At 65.8% G+C, this 16,058-nt stretch carries 16 protein-coding genes; 10 read left to right on the forward strand and 6 right to left on the reverse strand.

Features of this window, described 5'->3' with window-relative positions:
* Positions 1 to 71 precede the first annotated feature (71 nt).
* The 10 genes from K225_RS0106475 (at position 72) to K225_RS22725 (ending at position 9,973) form a co-directional block, all read left to right on the forward strand.
* The gene (locus K225_RS0106475; protein ID WP_026435658.1) at positions 72 to 1,256 is read left to right on the forward strand and encodes a muconate cycloisomerase family protein; all 1,185 of its coding nucleotides are present in this window, start codon (positions 72 to 74) and stop codon (positions 1,254 to 1,256) included.
* Positions 1,257 to 1,267: 11 nt separating this feature from the next.
* Complete coding sequence (catC, locus tag K225_RS0106480) at positions 1,268 to 1,543, forward strand: muconolactone Delta-isomerase (RefSeq protein WP_026435659.1); 276 nt, start codon at positions 1,268 to 1,270, stop codon at positions 1,541 to 1,543.
* 32 nt (positions 1,544 to 1,575) lie between these two features.
* Complete coding sequence (locus tag K225_RS0106485; RefSeq protein ID WP_026435660.1) at positions 1,576 to 2,565, forward strand: tripartite tricarboxylate transporter substrate binding protein; 990 nt, start codon at positions 1,576 to 1,578, stop codon at positions 2,563 to 2,565.
* 44 nt (positions 2,566 to 2,609) lie between these two features.
* On the forward strand, positions 2,610 to 3,530 hold the full coding sequence (locus tag K225_RS0106490) for a dioxygenase (protein WP_026435661.1): 921 nt from the start codon (positions 2,610 to 2,612) through the stop codon (positions 3,528 to 3,530).
* A 205-nt stretch (positions 3,531 to 3,735) separates the two neighbouring features.
* Positions 3,736 to 4,866 (forward strand): GGDEF domain-containing protein, encoded by a 1,131-nt coding sequence (locus K225_RS0106495; RefSeq protein ID WP_026435662.1) that lies wholly within the window; start codon positions 3,736 to 3,738, stop codon positions 4,864 to 4,866.
* A gap of 133 nt (positions 4,867 to 4,999) precedes the next feature.
* Complete coding sequence (locus K225_RS0106500; RefSeq protein WP_026435663.1) at positions 5,000 to 6,520, forward strand: DASS family sodium-coupled anion symporter; 1,521 nt, start codon at positions 5,000 to 5,002, stop codon at positions 6,518 to 6,520.
* Between the two features lie 51 nt (positions 6,521 to 6,571).
* A complete protein-coding gene (locus tag K225_RS20450; RefSeq protein WP_034711937.1) occupies positions 6,572 to 7,294 on the forward strand; it encodes a DUF1461 domain-containing protein in 723 nt (240 codons plus the stop codon).
* A 424-nt stretch (positions 7,295 to 7,718) separates the two neighbouring features.
* Positions 7,719 to 8,396: a hypothetical protein gene (locus K225_RS20455; protein ID WP_034711940.1), complete on the forward strand. Its 678-nt coding sequence runs from the start codon at positions 7,719 to 7,721 to the stop codon at positions 8,394 to 8,396.
* The gene (locus K225_RS0106515; RefSeq protein WP_026435664.1) at positions 8,393 to 9,733 is read left to right on the forward strand and encodes a (Fe-S)-binding protein; all 1,341 of its coding nucleotides are present in this window, start codon (positions 8,393 to 8,395) and stop codon (positions 9,731 to 9,733) included. The genes K225_RS20455 and K225_RS0106515 overlap by 4 nt, the downstream gene beginning before the upstream one ends.
* Before the next feature lie 66 nt (positions 9,734 to 9,799).
* The gene (locus K225_RS22725) at positions 9,800 to 9,973 is read left to right on the forward strand and encodes a TPMT family class I SAM-dependent methyltransferase (protein WP_255346461.1); all 174 of its coding nucleotides are present in this window, start codon (positions 9,800 to 9,802) and stop codon (positions 9,971 to 9,973) included.
* 140 nt (positions 9,974 to 10,113) lie between these two features.
* Here K225_RS22725 and cobT read toward each other — a convergent pair whose 3' ends face one another.
* Genes cobT through cobO form a run of 6 tightly spaced genes read right to left on the reverse strand, consistent with a single transcriptional unit; the run spans position 10,114 to position 16,033 of the window.
* On the reverse strand, positions 10,114 to 11,187 hold the full coding sequence (gene cobT, locus K225_RS0106525) for a nicotinate-nucleotide--dimethylbenzimidazole phosphoribosyltransferase (RefSeq protein ID WP_026435665.1): 1,074 nt from the start codon (positions 11,185 to 11,187) through the stop codon (positions 10,114 to 10,116).
* Between the two features lie 44 nt (positions 11,188 to 11,231).
* Entirely contained in the window at positions 11,232 to 12,674 is a 1,443-nt protein-coding gene (locus K225_RS0106530; RefSeq protein WP_026435666.1) for a cobyric acid synthase, read from the reverse strand.
* 32 nt (positions 12,675 to 12,706) lie between these two features.
* Entirely contained in the window at positions 12,707 to 13,762 is a 1,056-nt protein-coding gene (locus K225_RS0106535; protein ID WP_026435667.1) for an aminotransferase class I/II-fold pyridoxal phosphate-dependent enzyme, read from the reverse strand.
* Positions 13,759 to 14,745, reverse strand: coding sequence for an adenosylcobinamide-phosphate synthase CbiB (gene cbiB, locus K225_RS0106540; RefSeq protein WP_155885238.1), 987 nt, complete (start codon positions 14,743 to 14,745; stop codon positions 13,759 to 13,761). The genes K225_RS0106535 and cbiB overlap by 4 nt, the downstream gene beginning before the upstream one ends.
* Positions 14,742 to 15,464, reverse strand: coding sequence for a 5,6-dimethylbenzimidazole synthase (gene bluB / locus K225_RS20460; protein ID WP_034711947.1), 723 nt, complete (start codon positions 15,462 to 15,464; stop codon positions 14,742 to 14,744). The genes cbiB and bluB overlap by 4 nt, the downstream gene beginning before the upstream one ends.
* A complete protein-coding gene (gene cobO, locus K225_RS0106550; protein WP_026435669.1) occupies positions 15,464 to 16,033 on the reverse strand; it encodes a cob(I)yrinic acid a,c-diamide adenosyltransferase in 570 nt (189 codons plus the stop codon). Before cobO ends, bluB begins: the two co-directional genes overlap by 1 nt.
* Positions 16,034 to 16,058: the final 25 nt, after the last annotated feature.

Here is a 16,058-nt window from a genome sequence, read left to right on the forward strand (position 1 = left end):
TAATCTTGCATTTTTTGGCCCACCGGTGGGCCAGCGTCATTTCCTGGCCCATCCAAAAAAGGTACACAGCGATGCACAGCCGTTTCACCATCGAACGCATGCAGGCGCGGATTCTGGACATTCCCACGATCCGCCCGCACAAGCTCTCGTTTGGCGCCATCAGCCGCCAGAGCCCGGTCATTGTCCAGGTCTGGCTCAAGAACGGCGCCACGGGCTTTGGCGAGGCCGCCACCATCGGCGGCCCTTCGTGGAACGAAGAGTCGCCCGAAAGCATCCTGCACGCCATCGACCACTACCTGGCCCCCGCCCTCGTCGGCCAGGATGCGTGCGGTTTTGAAGCCGCCCTGGCACGCATGGACAAGGCCTGCAAAGGCAACGCGTTTGCCAAGAGCGCGGTGGAGATGGCGCTGATCGACGCCGCGGCCCGCACGCTGGGCCTGCCCGCCTGGCAGCTGCTGGGCGGCAAGGTGCACCAGAGCCTGCCCCTGGCCTGGACGCTGGCCAGCGGTGACGTGGAGCGTGACCTGCAGGAAGCCCACCTGCGCCTGGAACAAAAGCGCCACCACATCTTCAAGATGAAGATCGGCGCCCGCGCGCCGCAGGACGACGTGGCCCATGTGTCGCAGATCGCGCGCGGCCTGCAGGGCAAGGCCACGCTCACCGTGGACGTGAACCAGGCCTGGGACGGCAACACCGCGCGCCGCTACCTGCCGCAGCTGGTCGAGGCCGGCGTGACGTTGATCGAGCAGCCCGTGGCGCAGTGGAACGTGGAGGCGCTGAAAAACCTCACGGCCACGCTCGACGGCGCCCTCATCATGGCCGACGAAACCGTGTGCACGCCGCAGGACGCCATGATGCTGGCGCGCGAAAAAGCCAGCCACGTCTTCTCGCTCAAGGTCGCCAAGCATGGCGGCCTGATCCGCACGCGCAAGGTGGCGGCCGTGGCCGAGGCCGCCGACCTCGGCTGGTATGGCGGTACCATGCTGGAGACATCGCTGGGCAGCGCCGCATCGGCCCATGTGTTTGCCACGCTGGGCAACCAGCACCACGGCTGCGAGCTGTTCGGCCCACAGCTGCTGGTGGACGACATCGTCGAACGCCAGATGCCCATCGTCGATTTCCAGCTGCAGCTGCCCGATGGCCCCGGCTTCGGCGTCGCGGTTTCGCTGGCCCAGATCGAGCGTTTCGACCGCGCCCGCCAGGGTCTTACCGCCGTGCATGTCGATATGGCTGCACACACCCCCACCCCCGCTTGAGGAGAACACCGATGCTGTTTCTGGTACGTATGGATGTGAACATTCCGCGCGACTTGCCCGTGGAAGAAGCCAACGAGATCAAGGCCCGCGAAAAGGCCTATTCGCAAGACCTGCAACGCGATGGTCGCTGGAAGAGCATCTGGCGCGTGGTGGGCGAATACGCCAACTACAGCATCTTCGATGTGGCGTCCAACGACGAACTGCACCAGCTGCTGCAAGGGCTGCCGCTGTTTCCGTTCATGAAGATCTCCGTCACCCCCCTGGCGCAGCACCCCTCGGCCATCTGAGCCTTTCGCAACCCCATAAAGAGACATCCACCATGACGACGAAACGACAGACGCTGGCACTGCTGGCCTGCGGCCTGGCCCTTGCCGCCTTGCCCACTGCGCACGCCCAGGCCCCTGCGGCCAACTGGCCCGCCAAGCCCATCCGCTGGGTGGTGCCCTTCCCGCCCGGCGGCGCCATGGACGCCATCGCCCGCACGCTGGGCGAGAAGGCCGGCAAGACGCTGGGCCAGCCTTTCGTCATCGAGAACAAGCCCGGTGCGGGCGGCAACATCGGCGCCGACTACGTGGCCAAGCAGCCCGGCGACGGCTACACCATGATGATCACCTCGATCGGCATGGCCACCAACAAGCCGCTGTACGGCAAGCTCAGCTACGACCCGATCAAGGACTTCGCCCCCGTGAGCCTGCTGGCCGTGGTGCCCAACGTGCTGGTCACCAACGCCACCCAGCCCGACGTGAAGAGCGTCAAGGACGTGATCGCCGCCGCGCGCAAGGCCCCCGGCCAGCTCACCTACGCCTCGGCCGGCAACGGCACCTCCATCCACCTGGCGGGCGAGGTGTTCACCTCGCTGGCGCAGATCGAGATGCTGCACATCCCCTACAAGGGCAGCGGCCCGGCCGTGTCCGACCTTCTGGGCGGGCAGGTCAACTACATGTTCGACAGCATCACCTCGGCACGCCCGCACATCCAGTCGGGCAAGCTGCGCGCCCTGGGCGTGACCACGGCCAAGCGCTCCAGCACCCTGCCCGATGTGCCCACGCTGGCCGAGGCGGGCGTGCCCGGCTACGAAGTATCGCCATGGTTTGCCGTGTTCATGCCTGCGTCCACGCCCAAGGCCATCGTCAGCAAGCTCAACGCGGCCCTGCTGGCCGCCATGAAGGACCCCGAGGTGGCCAAACGCTTTGAATCCATCGGTGCCGAGCCCGTAGGTTCCACGCCCGACGAACTGGCCAAGCACCTGACCCGAGAGTCCGATCGCTGGACCAAGCTGATCACCGAGCGCGGCATCAAGCTCGACTGATTTCACCTGCCTTTATTCCACCCCATCCCACCGAGAAGACGTCCATGTCCGAACTCACCCAAGCCCAGCTGCTGGAACTGGTCAACACCAGGAAGATCGCCCCCGGCAACGCACGCGTGCGCCAGCTCACCGAGCGCATCGTCACCGACCTGTTCAAGACCATCGACGAACTGGATGTGACCCCCGACGAATTCTGGGCCGCGGCCGGCTGGCTCACGCGCCTGGGTGCTACGGGCCAGACGGGCCTGATCACCGCAGGCCTGGGGTTTGACCGCCTGATCGACATCCGCGCCGACGAAGCCGACGCCAAGGCCGGCCGCACAGGCGGCACGCCGCGCGCCATCGAAGGCCCGCTGTTTGTGGCCGGTGCCCCCATGTCCCAGGGCGAAGTGCGCCTGGACGAGGGCGAGCCCAAGGGCGAGGTGTTCGTGATGGAAGGCCAGGTGCTGGACCTGAACGGCCAGCCCGTGGCCCACGCCTCGGTGGACGTGTGGCATGCCAATGAACAGGGCGGCTATTCGCACTTCTTCCCTGGCATGAAACCCTACGAACTGCGCCGCCGCATCGAGACGGATGCCAAGGGCCAGTACCGCTTCCGCTCCTTCCTGCCGCCGGGTTATGCCATTCCCCCGAACAGCCCCACGTCCGAGCTGTTTGAGGCCCTGGGCCGCCATGGCAACCGTCCTGCGCATATCCACTTCCTGGTGGCGGCTCCCGGCATGCGCACACTGACCACGCAGGTCAACATTCCTGGCGACAGCTACATCGACGACGACTTTGCCTTCGCCACGCGCGATGGCCTGATCGTGGGCCTGGAGAGGAACGTGGCACCCGCGGGCTACGAGTCGCTGGGCATCAGCGCGCCCTTCACGCGCACCCAATTCAACTTCGTGATGCAGAACGCCGCCAGCGCCGACGAGGCCCTGCCGCTGACGCGCATGGAACGTGTGACCACCCCTGCCTGAACGGTCCGGCGCCAGCACCCGGCAAGCCACCCGGTCCGTGGGTGGCTTTTTTTCGCCCTGCTTTTCCGCAGCCCGCACAGCCCCCCCGGCAGCCGCACTGCGCACCGGCAGCCAGCCCACAAATTCACCCCGCCGGGAAACAGGGTCTGGCTATACTGAAATAAACATTTTTTTACACCGCCACCCCATCGCCCCCTGCCGGAAGATGCCACTCGATCCGCGCTCCCTCATTGCCCTGGGCGGCCTCATGTCGGCCATGATGGCGGTGGTGCTGTGGGTCATGCGGCGCAACTACCCGCCCAGCATCCGCGGGCTGGACTATTGGGCAGCAAGCCCGGTGCTGTGGCTGGTCGCAACGCTGCTCTTCAGCGGCCGGGGTCAACTCTCCCCTTTCCTCACCGTCGTGCTGGCGAACCAGGCGCTGCTGCTGGGCGCAACGGTTTATTACATCGGCAGCCGCCGGTTCCTGGGGCATGGCGGAGGGTGGATCTTGTGGGGCAGCGTTGCCGCCGCGTCCCTGCTGGTGCTGACATGGCTGACCTACGTCGCGCCCAGCTATCGACTGCGGGTTGCCATTTTCGTGCTGCTGATGGCGGTGCTGTATGGCGCGCATCTGCGCTTTCTCTGGCGCCACGGCGGCAAGGGCTTTCCCATGCGGCTGGTGCAGGTCGTGCTGGCGTTGCACATCCTGGTACTGGCAGCGCGCTTCACTTCGATCGTCATGGGCCGGGCCGACAGCGACATGATGGAGCCTTCGCATTTCCAGACGGCCTACATCGGCGCCTATGTGCTGACGGTGCTGATGCTGTCCATTGGCGCCGTCCTGCTGGCGACCGACCGGCTGCGCACCGAGCTGGAGCACCTGGCCATGCACGACTCGCTGACACAGACGCTCAACCGCCGCGCCATCATGCAGCTGTGCCAAGAGGAACTGGAGGGTGCCCGCCGCCATGGCCGAGGGCCGTCGATCATGATGCTCGACCTGGACCACTTCAAGGCGGTGAACGACACGCACGGCCACCAGCACGGTGATGCCGTGCTGGTGCATTTCACAGCCTGCACGGCGTCTGTCTTGCGCAGCGGAGACCGGCTGGGTCGTTACGGTGGCGAGGAATTTCTGATTCTGCTGCCCGACACCGATGCCGCGGCAGCCCGCCATGTCGCACAACGCATCCATGCCCTGCTCCAGGCAGGGCACCCGCTCGATTGCCAGCTCAGCATCGGGGTCGCCACCTGGCAAGGCCCGCAGGACTCCCTGGAAGCCATGCTCACACGCGCTGACGCCGCCCTCTACCAGGCCAAGGACCTGGGACGCAACCAGACCTGTGCGGGATAACGCAGCGCCGGTGCCCGAGCAAGCCGGTCAGCCTTGTCACAACCGCTGCACCCACAGCGGAGACAATCATTTCAGGAGCGCTGTCTGAGCCCAGGCTTGCTCCCGGCACTGCCATCACAACAAGGAACAACCCATGAGCACATCCCCTGCAACCCCTGCCCCCGTTGCGGCGGCGCCCGGCGCAAGCTGGGTGCAACGCGCGGGCCTGATTGCCGCCCTGGTGGCGCTGGCCGCCATCGTGCTGATGCCCGCTGCGCAGGGCCTGCCGGTGGCGGGCCAGGTGATGCTGGGCATCCTGGCCTTTGCCGTGATCGTCTGGATGACCGAGGCAATGGATTACGCCGTCAGCGCGGTGGTGATTGGCGCGCTGATGATCTTTTTGCTGGCCTTCGCGCCCGCGGTGGGCAAGACCGAGGGAGACATGGGCACCAGCGCGGCACTGAACCTGGCGCTGTCGGGGTTTTCCAGCAGCGCCGTGGCGCTGGTGGCGGCAGCCTGCTTCATTGCCGCCGCCATGACGGCCACGGGGCTCGATAGGCGCATTGCGCTCACGGTGCTGTCCAAGGTAGAGGCGCGCTCCAACCAGATCGTGATCGGCGCCATGGTGGTGGGCATCCTGCTGTCGTTCATCGTGCCCAGCGCCACGGCGCGCGCCGCCTGCCTGATGCCCATCATGATGGGCTTTGTGCTGGCCTTCCGGGTGGACAAGCGCAGCCGCTTTGCCGCGCTGCTGGTGCTGACCGCCGCGCAAACGACCAGCGTGTGGAACATCGGCATCAAGACCGCCGCCGCGCAGAACATGGTGGCCATCGGCTTCATCGAAAAGCAGTTCGGCCACGACATCACCTGGACCGACTGGTTCATCGCCGGGGCGCCGTTCTCGGTGGTGCTGTCGGTTGCGCTCTACTTCATCATGACGCGCATGATGCGTCCCGAGATGGACGAGATCGCCGGTGGCAAGGCCGCCATCCGCGCCCAGCTCGACGCACTGGGCCCCATGAGCACCAAGGAATGGAAGCTCCTGGCGCTGGTGCTGGGCCTGCTGGCATTCTGGTCCACCGAGAAGGTGCTGCACAGCCTGGATACCTCATCGACCACCATCGGGGCCATCGCCATCATGCTGGCGCCGCGCATTGGCGTGATGAGCTGGAAAGACTCGCAAAAGGGCTTTCCGTGGGGCACCGTGGTGCTGTTTGCCATGGGCATCAGCGTGGGCTCGGCCCTGCTCAAGACCAACGCCGCCAGCTGGCTGGCCAACCTCATCGTGGCCAACCTGGGCCTGCAGAACGCCAGCGCCTTTGCCATCCTGATGCTGCTGTCGCTGTTCCTGATCGTCATCCACCTGGGCTTTGCCAGCGCCACCGCCCTGGCATCGACCATGATTCCCATCGTCATCAGCGTGCTCATGGCCGTGCAGACGCCGGGCATCAACGTGATCGGCATGACCATGCTGCTGCAATTCGTGGTGAGCATCGGCTTCATCCTGCCCGTGAACTCGCCCCAGGCCATGATTGCCTACGGCACCGACACCTTCACCGCGCGCGACTTCGTGCGCACCGGCTTCGCCCTCACCTTGGTCGCCATGGTGCTGCTGGTGGTGTTTGCACTGACCTACTGGCCCATGATGGGCTACATGACGCTGTCCGCCGGCTGAGCCACGGGCAAGCAGCAAAAGAGCAACCAGAGCAATTCACCCGCCTGTGCCATGACCCAGCGATTCATTTTCTGGCCGCTGTTTTTCACCAGCCAGTTTCTCGCCCTGGCCTGGATCAGCTGGGTATTGCTGGCGCAGTGCCATTTTGCGTACCCGGTGGGTTACCGGCTTTTGGGGCTGGACCAGACCATTGCCCGATACGCGCCCCACAACCGCTTCAAGGCGGATTTTGAATTCACCACGCCCCAGGATCACTGGCGCCTGTTTGGGCAAATCAGCGATGCCGTGCATGCGGGCGGCCAAGGCCTGGCAGAAATCACCTACCCCCTGAAAAACGGGCAACCCACCGCCCTGTTGCACGAGGCAGAAATCATCCACCTGCAAGACGTGGCCCATCTGGTCGATGTGCTGTATGGCGTGGGAATGGCCAGCCTGGCGCTGTGGGTCGTCTTGACGTTCATCCTGTGGCAACGGCACATGCCATGGCCCCCCGTGCATCAGCTCCTGCGGGGATTTTTGGTGGGTTTTTCCATGATCACCGCCGCCGTATTCGCCATCGGCCCCAAGGTGGTGTTTTACTGGTTTCACGAACATGCCTTCCCAGGCGGCCACCAGTGGTTCTTTTATTACCAGGATTCGCTGATGACCACCCTGATGAAAGCGCCTGATATTTTTGCCTTTATCGCCGTGCTGCTGCTGGCCGTATGGGCGATCCTTTGGTGCGCGGCGTTGTATGGCCTCCCCAGGCTGCTGAAATACCACCCCGGAAAATAGAACCATCCGTCGCGTTCCAATCGGGTTACCAGCGTGGATTGACCCGGCGCTGGTCGCTCTTTTTTGATCGCCCATGGCGCTTACCGTACGGGCGCCAGAGGCCACGACCAGCATGGTCAACACGCACGACACATCGTCGGCACGCAGCACCAGCCGTTCAGGCGCGAAGTCAAAGGGCCCTATAGCCAACGCTTCTTGAAGTTCGGGCAAACCCTTCACTGGCTCTGAGCGGACTCTTCGAGCCATAAAAATGGCGCGATCCTTTTCCGCAATCTTCCATTGCGCGCCACCAATTGACCCACATCAAGATGGCGATGTTGATCAATGCAAGAATGAAAATCAAGCTCTGGCTCTTGGGTTCCTTGGATAGCTTGGGCTCGGGCTTGCTTTCGCCTCTCTTCTCCTGCCATTTTGGAGGGTTGACATGGATGCACTGGATTGGGTCCGCGGACCTTTGCTCATGGTTGCGCTCGTGATTTTTATTGCGGGCTGCGCATGGCGCCTGATTGCCTTGTGGCGTTTGCCAAGTTCGAAACCACACGGCAAAGCCCGTGTTCAGGTGGGCGTGGCAATGACATCAGGCGCAGCGCTGCATCGTTTCTGGGTTCCTCGCTGGTTTCCAGCCAGCGCCACCCTGGCCACGATCAACCCGTATGCTTTTCACATCGGCCTTTTTTTCGTATTTTTCGGTTATGCGCCGCACATTGCCTTCGTGCGCAGGCTCACCGGATTGCATTGGCCCGCACTGCCTGACGCGGTCATGTATGTGGCAGCAGGTGTAAGCATCGTCTCATTGTTGCTGGCCCTGATGTTCCGATTAACAGACCCTGTGCTGCGCCGCATATCAAACGCTGATGACATCATCACCTGGGCGTTGACCATGGCACCACTTCTTACCGGTATGGCTGTGGTGTACGAGCCTTCCATCCAGCAGATGGCACACCCCCACGCGATCTACCGCGGCCCATTGGCAGTGCATTTGGCCAGCGTTGAACTGTTACTTATCTGGTTCCCGTTCGGAAAGCTGATGCATGCCTTTTTGGCGATTCCCGGACGGATGCAATTGGCGGCCTTCCTGGGCCGCAGGGGAGTCCGCGCATGATTGACATGAACGTCTTTCGCGCCTTTGGCGAGGCCATCACCCATTTGCCCGAAATGGCAAAGCCCATGCCCATGTCCGATGCCGAACGTGTGGAGCGAGCCAAAGCCGTCATGCGGCGCAAGATGGACCGAAGCTTGGCGCTCGATCTTGAATCGTGCGTGCACTGTGGCTACTGCTCCGAGGCTTGCCATTTCTATCAGGCCACTAGCGATGACAAGTACACCCCCAGCCGAAAGCTGGATTTACTGCGCCGTGTTCACGCCCGCGAAACATCGGCGTTTGCACCGCTCAAGCGTTTGTTTGTAAAAGACATCACCAACGAAGAGCTACTCGAGGCACAAGAGCTTTGCTTTGACAGCTGCACAGAATGCGGACGTTGCAGCATGGTTTGCCCCATGGGCATCAATACTGCGCGGGGCGTCAATATCATGCGCGAAGCCCTGTACGAGGCAGGCTTGGCGCCACTGGAGTTGACCGCAGTTGCACAAGAACAGCAGGAGCAAGGGACTGTTTTTGGTGTTGGAACCCGGGAGCTGCTGCAAGCCATTGAACAAGTGCGCACCCAGGGCATTCCGGTCCCGCTCGACGAGCCCAAGGCCGACATCATGGTGGTGAGCACCGTGATTGACGTGCTGTTGTTTCAGGACGCTCTTGCCGCAACCGCTCGTGTACTCAATCACCTTGGCCGTTCCTGGACCATTCGCAGCGCTGGCTTCGAAGCTGCCAACTTTGGCTTGCTTTCAGGAAACGAGGCACTGCAGAAGGAGGCCAGTCGCCGAATCATCACTGAAGCGATTGCCATAGGTGCCAAAGAGGTGATTCTTCCCGAGTGCGGCCATTCCTACCCCGCATTGCGATGGGAGGCGGTCATGGACGATGGCTCACCGTTGCCCTTTGATGTGTTGGCGATCTCCGAATTCATTGGTCGGGAAGTGCAGGCGGGACGTCTGGCGCTGAAGCCCAGCCAGGACGGCAGCCTGGTCACTTACCACGATGCATGCAAGCTTGCTCGTCATGGGGGAGTGGTGCAAGAACCTCGCGCTGCCTTGAGAGCCGCTGGTGTGCATCTGCTCGACACCTCTCCCACTGCTGAGCACAACTGGTGCTGCGGCGGAGGCGCTGGGGCCTTTCTCATCAACCGAGCCGCGGGGCTGCGTCACAAGGCATGGGAGATCAAGAAAGCACAAATCGAAGCCACAGGAGCTGCGTCTGTGGTCGTGTCTTGCGGCAGCTGCCGACTCAACCTGATGGCGGGTGCGCAGGCTGACGCGTGGCCAATCGCCATCGACAGTTTGGTCGAAGTGGTGGCCCGACAGCTGCCTGCAGAGAAGCAATAAACCACATGTGTTTCGATCAGTGGCGTAGGTCAAGAATTTCTGGGATCAAAGTTTCTCGGCACCGGGTTGCCAATACGGCCTCGCACCAACGTCTTCCTGGCCGACCAAGGCGCGCGCCTGGAAGTACCCAGCGATGTGCTCGTCCCTGGTGATGGCGAGGGGCGCAGCGGTGTCTGGCTTGCGCAGCAAGGCCATCGCGTGACTGCCGTGGACAGCTCCCAGGTTGGCGTGGCAGCCTGATTCCGAGCACTAAATTTTTATTGCACTTGGACTTGAAGCCGCCGCTCATAAAACAGCGCCAATAGCTCTCTATTCAGTAGCAACAACGCAGCCTTTTCCATAGGCCGAAGGCATCCCACGCGTTCAGCACCGGGACCACATCACGCCACACCCCGCTGCGACACCCCCGCCGCCTCGAAGCTCGCCATCTCGCGCAGCACGGCGCAGGCCGATTGCAGCAGCGGCCAGGCCAGCGCTGCACCCGAGCCCTCACCCAGGCGCAGGCCCATGTCCAGCAGGGGCTCGGCCTGCAGCTGCGCCAGCATGAGGGCGTGGCCGGGTTCGCCCGAGCTGTGGGCAAACACGCAGCGCTGCAGCACGGCGGGCTGCAGGCGCGCGGCCACCAGCACGGCGGCGGTGGTGATGAAGCCATCGACCACGATGACGCGGCGCTCGACGGCGGCCTGCAGCACGGCGCCGGCCATGGTGGCGACCTCGAAGCCGCCGAGCGCGGCCAGGGCATCGAGCGGCGCTGTGGCGTGGGCATTGGCGGCCAGTGCCTGCTCCAGCACGGCGCGCTTGCGGGCAATGCCGGCGGCATCCAGGCCCGTGCCGGCGCCGGTGCAGTCCTGAAGCGAGACACCGCACAAGCGCGCCAGCAGCAGCGAGGCCACCGAGGTGTTGCCAATGCCCATCTCACCCAGCAGCAGCGCATTGCCGGGCAGGCCGCGCACCACCTCCATGCCGTTGGCCAGCGCCTGCGCGCATTGCGCGGCGCCCATGGCCGGGCCGATGCTGGCGTCTTGCGTGCCTGGCGCCACCTTGCGCAGCCACAGGCGGGGCTGGCCAGGCGCCACCTCGCGCGGCGCGATGTCGCGGGCCACGCCGCAGTCCACCACGTTCAGCGCCAGGCCGTGCTGGCGTGCCAGCACGCTGACGGCGGCGCCGCCGGCCAGAAAGTTCTCGACCATCTGCCAGGTGACATCACTCGGGTAGGCCGACACGCCGCGTGCCACCAGGCCGTGGTCGCCGGCAAAGACCACCATCTGCGGCTGCACCAGCTGTGGTGCCTCACTGCCCAGAACCTGGCCGATGCGCAGGGCCAGGCGCTCCAGGCGGCCGAGCGAACCGAGGGGCTTGGTCTTGTGGTCGAGCACATGCTGCAGCCGCGCGGTGAGGGTGGCATCGCCAATGTCGGCGATGGCGGGAACGGTGAAATGGGTCGGGTGGTGCATGAAAAAACAGCTTTCAGAATCGGCTTGGAAAATGGTGGAAGGAATCACTGGATCAACGCATGCAGCACGCCAGGGGCAAAGTGGGCCTGCGCCGCGTCGGCCAGGCCGTTGAACACCGCATCCAGCGTGGGCGCACCGGCCCCGAACAGCGCGCGCAGCGCAGCAGGGTCTTCCAGCAGACCGTGCAGGTACAGCCCGAGCACGTTGCCGGCGGCGTTCTGCCAGGCCAGGCCGGCAACCACCTCGCGCGCCACATCGCCCTTGGCGGCCATGGCCGGGTGCTGGGCGGTCTGGCCGTGGTGGATTTCGTAGCCAGACACTTCAACGCCCGACAGCCCGGCCCAGGCGCCGGTCAGCTCGGTAAAACAGGCCGTGGTGTGGCGCACTGTTTTGTCGGGCTCAAACGCAGTGACCAGCGGCAGCAGCCCCAGGCCCGGGCCGTTGCCGTCCACGCCGTGCGGGTCGATCAACGCCTCGCCCAGCATCTGCAGGCCGCCGCAGATGCCCAGCACGCGCCCGCCGCGCGCGGCATGGGCGGCGATGGCTGCATCCAGCCCCTGCGCGCGCAGCCAGGCCAGGTCGGCGGCCGTGGCCTTGGAGCCGGGCAGGACGATCCAGTCCGCGCCCACCACATCGGCCGGGTTGCGCGCCCACAACAGGCGCACGCCGGGCACGTTCTTGAGCGGCTGGAACTCGTCGAGATTGCTGATGCGCGGGTAGGCCACCACAGCGATGGTGGTGTGCACGGCACCCGCTGCCGTGCTGCGGTCGTCAAAAACGCCATCTTCCTCGGGCAGGCCGTGGCGCCACTGCATGGGGATGGTGGCCACGGTGGGCACGCCGGTGCGCTCCTGCAGCATCTGCGGCGCGGGCGCGAGCAGCGCGGCATCGCCGCGAAACTTGTTGAGCACAAAGCCGTGGATGAGTACGCGCTCCGTCTCGGGCAACAGCGCCCAGGTACCGTACAGGTGGGCAAAGGCGCCACCGCGATCGATGTCGGTCACCAGCAGGCAACGGGCCTGCGCATGGCGAGCCACGCGCATGTTGACGATGTCGCTGGCGTGCAGGTTGATCTCGGCGGGCGAGCCCGCGCCCTCGATCACCACCACGTCGTTTTCGGCGCGCAGCGCATCGAGCGCGGCGGCAATCTGCGGCCAGACCTTTTCGCTGCGCCCACGCCAGGGCAGCGCGGTCAGCTCGGCGCTCACCTGCCCCATCAGCACGACCTGGCTGTGCGTGTCGGCTTCGGGCTTGAGCAGGAGCGGGTTCATGCGCACATCGGGTACGGCGCGTGCGGCCAAGGCCTGAAAGTATTGGGCGCTGCCGATCTCGCCCCAGGCGCCCTCCACGCCTTCGACCACACGGGCGTTGTTGCTCATGTTCTGCGCCTTGAACGGCGCGACCTTCAGGCCCTGGTTGCTGTACCAGCGGCACAGCGCAGTGGTAAGCCAGCTTTTGCCGGCGCCGCTGGTGGTGCCCAGCACCATCACACAGCGGGCCAATGTCTTGGGGGGTTGTGTCATACGTCCTTTTTTTCTGCCGATGGCGCGCGGGCACGCCAGGCCATCTCCAACGCCTGCTGCGCAGCCGGGGACCGCACCCCCAGCCGCACCCAGCCCGGCAGGCCGAACGAGGTGCACTCGCGCAGCTTGATACCCGCAGCGCGCAGGTGCGCCCCATCGCGCTCTTGCATGCCACGGGGGGGCAAGGCACAGAAATAGTTGGCCAGGCTGCCGCCCTGCACGGCCCAGCCCAGGCGCTCACACAAGGCCAGCTGGCGTTGCTTCCAGGCCGCCAGGGTGACCAGGCTGGCCGCCCGCCAGCGCTGCACGTCCGGCTGCACCCAGGCCTGCAGCATGGCCACGCCATGGGCCCCCACGGGCCATGACGGCGCCAGCGCCGCCAGTGCCCGCACCTGCGCCCCGCTGCCCGGCGGAGCCACGGCATAAGCAGCCCGCACCCCCGTCAGGCCCAGGGCCTTGTTGGGCGTCCACAGCTGCCAGCAGGGTGCAGACGTTGCGGAAGGCCCGGGCCACGCCGCGCCGTCCAGCCGCAGCGGTGCGTAGGCGCAGTCGAGCACGCGCAGGACCGGGGGAACAGCGGGGTCCACACCGGCAACGGCCTGCGCCCACCGGCCCAGCGCAGGGTCTGCCAGCCCTTGCGGGCTGCCGGGCTCGCAGGCCCATTGCAGTCCGGCGCTGCCCGCATCCGGGGGCCGCAGCAATGCCAGGCCCCGTGCCTGGGCGGCCTGGGGGTAGTCGCCATAGCAATGCGCGGGCAGCGCCACCGCACGCACGCCCTGCTGCGCCGCCAGGGCCGTGATGCGGTGGATGAATTCGCTGGCGCTGCCGGCCAGCACGATGCGCTCTGGCGCGACGCCGTGAAAGGCACCCAGGCTTTCGCGCAGCGCGGTGTAGGCCGGGTCGGGGTAGCAGGTGGCGTCGGCCTGCTGCACGGCGCGCAGCGCCTCGGGGCAAGGGCCGCAGGCGTTGCTATTGGTTGAAAAATCATGCAGCGGCACACCCGCCGCATCGGGGCCGCCGTGGGGGGGCAAGGCTGCGGAAAAAACGCTCATGCAGCGGCCACCAGCACCACCAGGACATGCACCACAGCGGCCAGTGGCACCAGCGCCATCACTACCATGGACACCAGCTTTTCGGCCCGCCGCGTATCCAGCGGCCCCGCATTCCTGCCCTTGCGGTTGAGCACGTACACGCCCGGCTTGGCCAGCCGCACGCCGAGCGCCATCGCCATCGCCGCCATGGGCCAGCCACTGTTGGGCGACGGGGTCTTGCGCGCCTGGCGCGCCAGCTCGTGCAGCGGCAGTCCCCGCGCGGCCAGCGCCAGCAGCAGCGCCGTGAGGCGCGCGGGCAGCCACGACAGCACATCGTCCGCACGCGCCGCCCATTTGCCCGCCCATTGCCAGTAACGCCCGCCGCGCATGCCAGGGTAGCCCCACATGGCATCGGCGGTGTTGGCAAAGCGGTACAGCGCTGCACCGGGAAGGCCCAGCAGCGCGAACCAGAACAGCGGCGCCACCACCGAGTCGTTGAGGTTTTCGGCCAGCGACTCGATGGCCGATTCGCGCACCTGCAGCGCATCGAGCTGCGCCACATCGCGGCTCACCAGGCGCGCCAGGCGTGCGCGCCCCTCGGGCAGCGAGCGGGCCAGGGCTGCTTCCACGGCCAGCACTTCGTCGCACAGCATGCGCCAGGCAAACAGCGGCTTGAGCAGCAGCGCCAGCAAGGCCGCCGCCAGCAGCCAGTGCAGTTGCAGCGCGGCCCATTGGGCACCCCAGAAAATCACAAAAACCACAGCAGCCAGCACACACCAGACAAGCGCTGCAGCCCAAAAACACTTCCAGTCTTGCGCCTTGGGCGACAACGGCGCCAGCCGCTCACCCCACCAGCGCAGCGCCTGCCCCATCCACACCACCGGGTGCGCGCGCTCGGGCGGCTCGCCCACCAGCCGGTCCAGCCACACCGCCAGCAACAACGCCAACGCCCCCGACAACGCGCCCCCCACCGACAGGGGCAAACCCACAATCTCCAGATTCATGGCACCGGCCCTTCTGCAAACAGGCTGCTCGCCCGGCCCCAGGCATTGTCGAACACCAGCGCCTGCAGCGGCTGGCGCTGCGCCCAGCGGGTCTGGGCCAGCATGGGCTCGGCGTAGAACGCCGGTACCGGCCCCAGGCACAGCAAGGCGATCGGCTCGGCACCCTCGGGCAGCTGCAGCAGGCGGGCCACGGCTGCGGGGTCGAACAGCGACACCCAGCCCATGCCCAGGCCCTCGGCACGCGCCGCCAGCCACAGGTTCTGGATGGCGCAGGCGGCCGAGGCCAGGTCCATCTGCGGCAGGGTGCGGCGGCCGAAGATGTGCTTCTCGCGGCCATCGGCCAGCGACACCGCCAGCACCTCGGCGGCCTCCAGCAGGCCTTGCACCTTCAGGCGCATGAATTCGTCTTCGCGCTCGCCCAGGGCGCGGGCCGTGAGCACGCGTTCCTCCTCGACCAGCCCGTGCAGTTGCGCGCGCAGGGCACGGTCGGTCACGCGCACAAAGCGCCAGGGCTGCATGAAGCCCACGCTGGGCGCGTGGTGCGCGGCCTCCAACAGGCGGCGCAGTGTGTCGTCTGGCACCTGGCCACCAGCGAAGTGGCGCATGTCGCGCCGCTCATGGATCGCCCGGTACACGGCCCGAACGTCGCCGGGTGCAAAGGCCTGGGGGGATGGGTCCGCGCCCGCCGGGCTGTCCGCGCCCTGCTCGGCCATCGCCATCAGTCCTCGATCCCGCGCTGCGCGGGCACACCGGCCTTGAACGCGTGCTTGACCAGCTTCATCTCGGTCACGGTATCGGCCAGTTCAATGATCTCTTCGGGGCAGCGGCGACCCGTGAGCACCACATGCACGTCACGGGGGCGCTCACGCAGGGTCTGCAGCACGCCGTCGAGCGGCAGCCAGCCATAGATCAGCGGGTAGGTGATTTCGTCGAGCACCACCATGAAATACTCGCCCGAGAGGATGGCGGCACGCGCCTTCTCCCAGCCGTCGCGCGCCAGCTGCGCGGAATGTTCCAGGTCCTGGCTCTTCCAGCTGAAACCGTCGCCCAGCCCTTCGATGGGCAGGCCGATCTGCTCGAACATGCGGTGCTCGCCAAAGCGCGCGGTGGGCACCTTCATGAACTGGAAAATCTTCACGGCCTTGCCCCGGCCATGCGCGCGCAGCGCCAGGCCAAAGGCCGCCGTGCTTTTGCCCTTGCCGTCGCCGGTGTTGACGATGATGAGGCCCCGGCGTTCGCCTTCGGCTTTTTCGTAGCGTTTTTCGGTGGGTGGAGTTTCGATCTGCATGGGGGGCATTCTCTCGGACAGGTTG

Source organism: Acidovorax sp. JHL-9 (assembly GCF_000426205.1).
GTDB classification, from domain to species: domain Bacteria; phylum Pseudomonadota; class Gammaproteobacteria; order Burkholderiales; family Burkholderiaceae_C; genus Acidovorax; species Acidovorax soli.

Bases quoted from the DNA above. Each gene is read 5' to 3' on its own strand.
- K225_RS0106495 (WP_026435662.1), top strand. From the start codon at position 3,736: ATGCCACTCGATCCGCGCTCCCTCATTGCCCTGGGCGGCCTCATGTCG.
- cobT (WP_026435665.1), bottom strand. From the start codon at position 11,187: ATGCACCACCCGACCCATTTCACCGTTCCCGCCATCGCCGACATTGGC.
- K225_RS0106515 (WP_026435664.1), top strand. From the start codon at position 8,393: ATGATTGACATGAACGTCTTTCGCGCCTTTGGCGAGGCCATCACCCAT.
- K225_RS0106485 (WP_026435660.1), top strand. From the start codon at position 1,576: ATGACGACGAAACGACAGACGCTGGCACTGCTGGCCTGCGGCCTGGCC.
- K225_RS20450 (WP_034711937.1), top strand. From the start codon at position 6,572: ATGACCCAGCGATTCATTTTCTGGCCGCTGTTTTTCACCAGCCAGTTT.
- K225_RS0106500 (WP_026435663.1), top strand. From the start codon at position 5,000: ATGAGCACATCCCCTGCAACCCCTGCCCCCGTTGCGGCGGCGCCCGGC.
- catC (WP_026435659.1), top strand. From the start codon at position 1,268: ATGCTGTTTCTGGTACGTATGGATGTGAACATTCCGCGCGACTTGCCC.
- cbiB (WP_155885238.1), bottom strand. From the start codon at position 14,745: ATGAATCTGGAGATTGTGGGTTTGCCCCTGTCGGTGGGGGGCGCGTTG.
- bluB (WP_034711947.1), bottom strand. From the start codon at position 15,464: ATGGCGATGGCCGAGCAGGGCGCGGACAGCCCGGCGGGCGCGGACCCA.
- cobO (WP_026435669.1), bottom strand. From the start codon at position 16,033: ATGCAGATCGAAACTCCACCCACCGAAAAACGCTACGAAAAAGCCGAA.
- K225_RS20455 (WP_034711940.1), top strand. From the start codon at position 7,719: ATGGATGCACTGGATTGGGTCCGCGGACCTTTGCTCATGGTTGCGCTC.
- K225_RS0106490 (WP_026435661.1), top strand. From the start codon at position 2,610: ATGTCCGAACTCACCCAAGCCCAGCTGCTGGAACTGGTCAACACCAGG.
- K225_RS0106535 (WP_026435667.1), bottom strand. From the start codon at position 13,762: ATGAGCGTTTTTTCCGCAGCCTTGCCCCCCCACGGCGGCCCCGATGCG.
- K225_RS0106530 (WP_026435666.1), bottom strand. From the start codon at position 12,674: ATGGTGCTGGGCACCACCAGCGGCGCCGGCAAAAGCTGGCTTACCACT.
- K225_RS0106475 (WP_026435658.1), top strand. From the start codon at position 72: ATGCACAGCCGTTTCACCATCGAACGCATGCAGGCGCGGATTCTGGAC.